The sequence below is a fragment of the Curtobacterium sp. MCPF17_003 genome, from assembly GCF_003224385.1.
Taxonomy (GTDB): domain Bacteria; phylum Actinomycetota; class Actinomycetes; order Actinomycetales; family Microbacteriaceae; genus Curtobacterium; species Curtobacterium flaccumfaciens.
On the sequence record NZ_QKLC01000019.1, the window covers coordinates 52,797 to 60,016 of the forward strand.

4 protein-coding genes are annotated in these 7,220 nt (G+C 70.9%); 2 read left to right on the forward strand and 2 right to left on the reverse strand.

Annotation, left to right across the window (positions count from 1 at the left end):
• The first annotated feature begins 12 nt into the window (after window positions 1-12).
• Both DEJ30_RS15625 and DEJ30_RS15630 read left to right on the forward strand, forming a co-directional pair.
• Window positions 13-1,827, forward strand: coding sequence for a thiamine pyrophosphate-requiring protein (locus DEJ30_RS15625; RefSeq protein ID WP_110862615.1), 1,815 nt, complete (start codon window positions 13-15; stop codon window positions 1,825-1,827).
• Window positions 1,828-1,930: 103 nt separating this feature from the next.
• Window positions 1,931-4,309, forward strand: a complete 2,379-nt coding sequence (locus DEJ30_RS15630) for a bifunctional UDP-sugar hydrolase/5'-nucleotidase (protein WP_110862616.1) — start codon at window positions 1,931-1,933, stop codon at window positions 4,307-4,309.
• Window positions 4,310-4,617: 308 nt separating this feature from the next.
• On the opposite strand, the gene efeB is transcribed toward DEJ30_RS15630, so the two are convergent.
• Both efeB and efeO read right to left on the reverse strand, forming a co-directional pair.
• On the reverse strand, window positions 4,618-5,904 hold the full coding sequence (gene efeB / locus DEJ30_RS15635; protein ID WP_110862617.1) for an iron uptake transporter deferrochelatase/peroxidase subunit: 1,287 nt from the start codon (window positions 5,902-5,904) through the stop codon (window positions 4,618-4,620).
• Window positions 5,901-7,220: iron uptake system protein EfeO (efeO, locus tag DEJ30_RS15640; protein ID WP_258369999.1), on the reverse strand; the 1,320-nt coding region annotated here is incomplete at its 5' end. The genes efeO and efeB, both read right to left, overlap by 4 nt.

Consider the following 7,220-nt stretch of genomic DNA (forward strand, 5'->3'; position numbering starts at 1 on the left):
CACGCTGGTGCCATGAGCACGACCGTGAGCGACTTCGTCATCGACCGCATCAAGGCGTGGGGGGTCTCCCGCGTGTTCGGCTACCCCGGCGACGGGATCGGCGCCTTCGACGGCGCGCTCGGCAAGGCGGCGTCGAAGGGTGACGGCCTGGAGTACGTCCGGCCCACGCACGAGGAGATCGCGGCGCTGATGGCGACCGCGCACGCGAAGTTCACCGGCGAGGTCGGGGTGTGCGTCGCGACGTCGAGTCCCGGCGCCTTCCACCTGCTGAACGGCCTGTACGACGCGCAGATGGACAACCAGCCGGTGGTGGCGATCGTCGGTCAGCAGGGGCTCGCCGCGATGGGCTCGTTCACGCAGCAGGAGTCGAACCTGGAGCGCGTCTTCGCCGACGTCGCCTGCTACGTGCAGACGGTGGCCACTCCCGAAGCCGTCGGCGTGGTGCTCGACACCGCTTTCCGCACGGCGTCGCTCCGCAAGCAGCCGGCCGTCGTCGTGCTGCCCCACGACGTGCAGGCGATGACGTACGACGCACCGCCGCTGGAGCACTGGGCCTCGCGATCGAGCGACGTCCCCGCGTCCACCCGGATCACGCCGCCCGCCGACGAGGTGCGGAAGATGGCGGAGATCATCAACGCCGGGTCGAAGGTGACGTTCCTGGTCGGCGCCGGTGCGCGCGGTGCGACGGCCCAGGTGCTCGCCGCGGCCGAGAAGGCGGGCGCGGGGATCATCACGGCGCTCCGCGGCAAGGACGTGATCCCGTCCGACGTGCCGTACCACTCGCAGCAGCTCGGGTTGCTCGGGTCGCTGCCGTCGCTGCACCAGATCCGCGACTGCGACACCCTCGTGCTCCTCGGCACCAACTACCCGTACGGCGAGTACATGCCGAAGTCCGGGCAGGCCCGGGGCATCCAGGTCGACATCAAGCCGGAGCAGCTCGGTCTGCGGTACCCGACCGAGCTGAACCTGTGGGGCGACGTCGGCTCGACGCTCGACGCCGTGCTCCCCCTGCTCGAGCAGAAGACCGACAGGTCCTTCCAGCAGACGGTCGCCCACGAGATGCGCGAGTGGGAGTCGGAGATGCGTGCGCAGTCCGAGGTCGCCTACGACGACGGGGTGAACCCGCGCCGGGTGATCCAGGCCGTGAACGACCGGCTGCCCGACGGCGTCACGGTCACCGCGGACGCCGGCACCACCGCCGACTGGTACGGCCACCACATCCGGCTGCGCGAGGGGATGCGCGGCGACATGTCCGGCCGGCTCGCGACGATGCTCGCGGCGATGCCGTACGCGGTGACGGCGAAGTTCGCGTTCCCGGACCGTCCGGCGGTGTGCACGATCGGCGACGGTGCCTTCCAGATGCTCGGCATGAACGAGCTGATCACCGTGAAGAAGTACCTGGCGGCCTGGCCGAACCAGCAGCTCGTCATCGTGGTCATGCACAACGACGACCTCGGCCAGGTGTCGTGGGAGATGCGCACCGAGGACGGCAACCCGATGTGGCGCGGCTCGCAGGACGTCGAGTCGATCGACTACGCCGGGTACGCGACGCTGCTCGGGTTCCAGGGCATCGCGGTGCACGAGGACTCCGAGGTCGAGGCGGCGGTCGAGCGGGCGTTCGCCCACCAGGGGGTGACCCTCATCGACGCCTACGTCAGCCGGAGCGTCCCGCCGCTGCCCCCGCACATCACGAAGGAGTACGCGATCAACACGGCGAAGAGCCTGCTGAAGGGCGACCCGGTCGAGTTCGACGTCGTGAAGGACTCCGCCAAGGCGATGGCGACCGAGGTCACCGAGCGGGTGAAGGGCGCCCTCGGCCGCGACTGAACCGGGTCGGGCGGTGCGAGGGGGGACGGCCGTGTGAACGTCGTGTGACGACTTGCGATGGGGTCTGGCGAGTCGCCTGTGCGCCTTCGTAGGTTCGACGGCGATGAACACTTCCCACACCACCGGAACCGCCGGTGCGACGACCCGACGACGCCTCGGCGCCGGCGCGGCCCTCGCCACCGCCGGGGTCCTGGTCGCACTGTCCGTCCCGTCCGCAGCCGTCGCCGCCGAGGGTGACACGACGATCGACATCATCGACGTCAACGACTTCCACGGTCGCATCGAGTCCGAGGGCACCGCCGCCGACAAGGCCGCCGGCGCCGCGAAGCTCGCCGGCGTCGTGCAGTCGTACCGCGAGGCCAACCCCAACACGATCTTCGCCAGCGTCGGCGACAACGTGGGCGCCTCGACCTTCACCTCGCTCATCCAGCAGGACTCCCCCACGATCGACGCCCTGAACGCCATGGACCTCGACGTGAGCGCGATCGGCAACCACGAGCTCGACAAGGGTCAGAGCGACCTGACCGGCCGAATCGAGGACCGTGCCGACTGGCCGTACGTCTCGGCGAACATCGTCAAGGCCGGCACCACCGACCCCGCGTTCACGCCGTACTCCATCGTGGAGAAGGGCGGCGTCAAGGTCGGCTTCATCGGCGCGACCACCGAGGACCTCATCCCCGGACTCGTCAGCCCCGGCGGGGTCGAGGGCCTCGCGATGGCGCCGATCGTCAGCCAGGTCAACCGGTACGCCGAGCAGCTCACCGACGGCGAGGACGACAACGGCGAGGCCGACGTGCTCGTCCTGCTCGTGCACGAGGGCGCCACCACGAGCGCGCTCGCCGACGCCACCGGCACCGGTTCGTTCGGCAAGATCACCTCCGGCGTCTCGTCGAAGGTCTCGGCAATCGTCTCGGCGCACACCCACGCGACGTACGACCACTCCATCGCCGGCCCCGGCGGCACGAAGCGTCCGGTGATCCAGGCCGGCTCTTACGGCGTCGCCTTCGGGCACCTGCGGCTCACGGTGGACGCTGACAAGCAGCTCACCGGGATCACGTCCGAGGTCAAGTCGGTCAACGCCGAGACCCGGGTGCCCGCCGACGCCACCTCGGTCAACGCCGTGAGCGGCATCGTGACCGCCGCGAAGGCCGTCGCCGACGTCAAGGGCAGCGAGAAGCTCGGCGAGATCACGGGTGACCTGCGTCGCGCCGTGCAGTCCGACCGCAAGGCCGAGAACCGCGGTGGCGAGTCCGTGCTCGGCAACTACATCGCCGAGGTCCAGCGCAGCGCCACCGCCCGCAACGGCTCGAAGATCGCCTTCATGAACCCGGGCGGCCTCCGCACCGACATGGTCTACGCGTCCAGCGGCGCCGGCGACCCGGACGGCACCGTCACCTACAAGGAAGCCGCGCTCGTCCAGCCGTTCGCCAACACCCTGGTGACGAAGGACATGACCGGCCAGCAGATCAAGAACGCCCTCGAGCAGCAGTGGCAGCCGGACGGACTCGAGCGTCCGTTCCTGAAGCTCGGCGTCTCGGACGGCTTCGCGTACACCTACGACCCGTCGAAGGGCCGCGGCGAGCGCATCACCGGCATGACCCTCGACGGCGGGGCGATCGCGCTGACCGACACCCTCAAGGTGACCGTCAACTCGTTCCTGTCGACCGGTGGCGACAACTTCGCCGCCTTCGCGACCGGCACGAACGTCGCCGACTCCGGCCAGGTCGACCTGCAGGCCCAGGTGGACTACTTCCTCGCCCACCCGAAGGTCGAACCCCCGAAGGACCAGCGCGCCGTCGGCGTCACGGTCACGCCGACCCCGGCCGGTGGGTTCCAGCCCGGTGACGAGATCGAGCTCGACCTGTCGTCGCTCGTGTTCAGCAGCGAGGACCCCGCGAAGGCGGGCACGGTGTCGGTCAGCGCGGACGGCAAGGAGCTGGCATCGGCCGCGATCGACCCGACGATCACCGACAAGAACGACGAGCAGGGTCGCGCGACCCTGACCGTCACGGTCCCCGAGATCGAGGCCCCGGCTGCACGCGCCGCCGCCCGCACCGCCGGCTCCGTCTCGCTCGCCGCGGTGGCCGAGCCCGTCGCCACGACGGACGCACCGCTCGTGGTCACCCTGCCGGGCCAGACCATCACCCTCGCCGTGACCATCCCGGTGGCCGCAGCGGTCGACCCGACCGACCCGACCGACCCCACCGACCCGACGGACCCGACGGACCCGGTCGACCCGACCCCGGGCACGGGCGGCGGGGTCACCCCCGGCCCCGGCGCGGGTGCCGGTGACGACGCCGGCATCGGTGGCGTCGGCGGGACCGTCGACGACCCGCGCGCCGGTGGCGACCTCGCCTACACGGGTGCGGACCTGACCGCTCCGGCGATCGCGGCGGGCCTGCTCCTGCTCGCCGGGATCACGGCACTCGTGGTCCTCCGCCGCAACCGCGCACGACGTGGCGCGACGGTCCTGACGGACTGACCGCGAGCCTGCGGGCACACGATGCGAACGGGCCGTCTCACCCTGGTGAGGCGGCCCGTTCGCGTCGGTCAGGAGGCCCGGGACACGCCCGGCGCGAACGTCGCGCACCCCGGCGGTCACGGTTGCTGTCCCATCCCGGTCGATCGCTGCGGATCCGCGGATCCGCGGGGTACTCTCGGGAGTGTCGCACCGCGACGCGTCGTGCCGGGTCGCTTTCAGCAAGTCGACGGTGGTTCCGTTCGGCGAGACTCCGCGACGCGGGCGTCCTCCGCCTCCAGGGAAACGGCGGAGGGCGCCCACTCCCCGTCTCAGTGGAACAGCTGCTCGCCGATGTACGAGCCCTTGCGGGGTGCCGGCGGGACGGCGAACACCGCGGACCCGATGTGCGAGACGTACTCGTTCAGCCGGTCCGAGGCGCCGAGCTTCCGCTGCAGCCGCGTGAAGTGGTCCGGGTCGTTCACGTAGGCGATGAAGAGCAGCCCGGCGTCGAGCTGGCCGTACTCGTTGAGCCCGTCGGTGTAGTTGTACGGCCGCCGCAGGATCTTCACGCCGCCGTTCGCCTCGTGGGCGGCGAGGGCGATGTGCGACGTCGCGTCGATCTTCGTCGCACCGTCGTCGTCCTTCGCGTGGAAGTCCGGGGTGGTGTGCTCCTGTCCGCCGGAGAGCGGTGCGCCCTGGATCTTCGTCCGCCCGAACACCCGCTGCTGGTCGCTGACGACGTCGGCGTCCCAGGTCTCGATGTTCATCCGGATCTTCCGCACCACCTGGTAGCTGCCCCCGGCCATCCACCCGGCGTCGCGGTCGAGCCAGACGAACCGGTCGTGGTCGGCGTCGGTCGTGATGTTCCGGGTGCCGTCCTTGAACCCCATCAGGTTGCGGGGCGTGCTCTGGTGCGGCCCCGCCGACGCGCGGCCGAAGCCGAGCACGGTCCAGCGGACGGTCGCGGTGCCGCGGGCCATCCGTGCCAGGTCGCGCACCGCGTGGTACGCCACCTGGGGGTCGTCGGCGCAGGCCTGCAGGGACAGGTCGCCGCCGCTCAGCCCCTCCTGCAGGTTGTCGCTCGGCAGCGTCGGGATGTCGGCGAGCGACGCCGGGCGCCGGTCGGCCAGCCCGAAGCGCTCGTCGAAGACGCCGGGGCCCAGGCCCACCGTCACGGTCAGGGACGCCGGCCCGAGGTCGAGCGCCTCGCCCGTGTCGGCACCGACCCCGTTGCCGTGCGCCGGTTCGACGCTGCCGACGGTCTTGCCGGCCTGCAGCTGAGCGATCGCGGCCGACCACCGGGCGAGGAGCACCTGCAACTCGGTCGTGACGGTCGTCGACAGGTCGAACGTCATGTAGACGCAGTAGCGCTGCGGGGTGGTGCGGATCCCGCCCTGTGGCTGCCCTGCCGCGGTGGCGTAGAACGGCTGGCTCTGCGACAGGTCGATCGACTCGTCGCCGTTCGTCGCCGCCGTGAACGGGTTCACGCCGGTCGCCGCGGTGGCGCCGCCGACGCCCGCTGCCGCGCCGACCCCGGCACCGGCCACCGCCAGGCCGGCGCCGAACAGTCCGCGGCGGGAGACGTTCGCCCGGGGTGCCTCGTCCGGCTCGGTCACGCGGTCGCGACCTTCTCGGCCAGGCGGGACAGCGGGTCCTGGAGCGCCTGGATCTGCTGCGAGATCGTGTTCGCGTCGGACTGCTTGGTGGCGGCGTCCCAGCTCGCGAAGCCGCCCAGGTCGTCGGCGTCGCGGTAGCCGTCCATCAGCGTGTTCGTGGCGTCGAACTGCTTCGCGATCTGCTTCGTCAGGGTCGGGTCGAGCTTGGTCAGCCCCGGCTTGAGGTACGCGAAGGCCTGACGGGCACCCTCGACGTTGGCGGCGAGGTCGACGAGGTCGATGTGGCTGTACGCCTCTTCCTCGCCGGTGATCTTGTTCGACTGCACCTCTTCGAGCAGGCCGGCGGCACCGTTCGCCAGGTCCTCCGGCTTGTAGTCCAGGGTCGGCACGAGCTTCGCGAGCAGCTGCACGTCCTCGGTCAGGTCCGCGGCGGTCTGCTTGGTCGAAGCGGTGATCTTCCCGGCCTGGAACAGGTCCTTCTCGACGGCGTGGAACCCGCTCCAGCCGACGGCCGGGTCGAGGTTCGAGGCGCGCATGTCGATCAGGTAGTCGAGGTTGCCGGCGTTGTCGGTGGCCTTGAACCCCTTCTTGACGAAGCCGTCGACGTCGCTCTCGACGTGCTCGTAGAACGGGCGGGCGTTCGCGTAGTCGGTCTTCGCCGCGTCGAGGTCGCCGGCGTCGATGTCATTCTGCAGCTGCTGGACCGCGGCGACCATGTCGGTGACCTGGCCGTCGACGTAGGTCGCGTAGCCCTTCGCCCCGTCGCGGAGCAGGGTCGAGGCGCTGCTGTTCGCGGTCGACGCGGCCTTGCCGGTGACGGTGAAGTCCGTCAGCTCGGTCTCGGCTCCGGGGCAGTACACCTGGTACTCCCCGCCGGTCAGCGTCGCGGTGAAGCGGACGGCGTCGAGGCCGGGCGCCAGGTTCTCCTTCTCGCCGAGGATCCGCTGGTCCTGCAGCAGCTCGACCTCGGTGATCGCGGTCGACGACTCGTTCTTCACCGTGAAGGTGACGGGGCCCGCCGGGACCTTCGTCGAGGACACCGCACAGGCGTCCTCCCCGTCGTTGGTGAGCGTGATGGTGACGCGGGAGACCTTCGCGTCGTCGCCGGAGCCGGAGCCGCCTGCGTCGGCGGACCCACCGGCGCACCCGGTGAGTGCGAGGGCGGTGACGGCGCCGAGGGCGCCCAGGGTGATCAGGGGTCGGACGGGCTTACCGAAGGACATGGTCGGTGCTCCTTGCAGGGTCCGCGGCCGGAGGGCCACGAGCGGGGACGGGTTCGGGGGCTGTCTCTTATACACATCTGACGCTGCCGACGA